This window comes from Motiliproteus sp. MSK22-1, from assembly GCF_001968815.1.
GTDB lineage: Bacteria > Pseudomonadota > Gammaproteobacteria > Pseudomonadales > Balneatricaceae > Motiliproteus.
This window is the reverse complement of record NZ_MIEQ01000081.1, coordinates 1-634: the sequence shown is the minus strand read 5'-3', so window position 1 is coordinate 634 and position 634 is coordinate 1. Positions and strand designations below refer to the sequence as shown.

The 634-nt window shown below is 52.8% G+C and carries 2 protein-coding genes; both read right to left on the bottom strand.

The genetic code is table 11. The annotated features are described in order from the left end of the window. Window positions 1–315 (bottom strand): transposase (locus tag BGP75_RS22470; protein WP_198939516.1); only part of this gene is annotated, 315 nt, incomplete at its 3' end. A 36-nt stretch (window positions 316–351) separates the two neighbouring features. Then, the coding region (gene tnpB, locus BGP75_RS22465) for an IS66 family insertion sequence element accessory protein TnpB (RefSeq protein ID WP_076721174.1) at window positions 352–634 on the bottom strand (283 nt) is incomplete at its 5' end.

Below are 634 nucleotides of genomic sequence, written 5' to 3'. Positions count from 1 at the left end.
GTGGACCACACGCTGGCGAGGTAAGTAGTCCGGTAGCGGTTTTCGCCCTGGTTTCTTACGCTGATGAGTGGGCACCTGGATCTCACCTTCTGCCGCTTCGATCTCGGCGATGCCATCCTCATCGGGCCACTCTTGCTCTGCTTCGTTAAAAAGTCCCAATTGATCAGGGTCATGCTTCTCGCTGGAAGAGCCAAAGCGCTTATGAATCAGCAGATGGAGCTGTTCTTTGAGAAGGCCGATCTCTTGCTGCTGCTCAAGCAGCAGGGCTTTGAGTGCATCGGGATCGTCTGGAAGATCAGTAGCTTGCAAGGTCATACAAGCCACTATAAAGGAACGGGCTGTGGTCGTCAGCTAGCCCATTGTCGAGTAGCGTAATGTGGCGTGAGGTGTTTGCGGTCGAATATCGTAGCCATCCAGGAGCCGGTTCAAAGTTTGACCATCCATAACCGCAGGCACTTCATCGCCCGGCCACCGAAAGCGGTGTTTCTCAAGGCGCTTATACCAGAGGATAAAGCCGTTCCTTTCCCAGCAGAGGATTTTAATCTTGTCCCGTTTGCGGTTACAGAATACGAATAACGAGCAGTCAAAGGGTGACAGCTCCATCTCTTGTTCCACCAGATGAGCCAGACCGTTG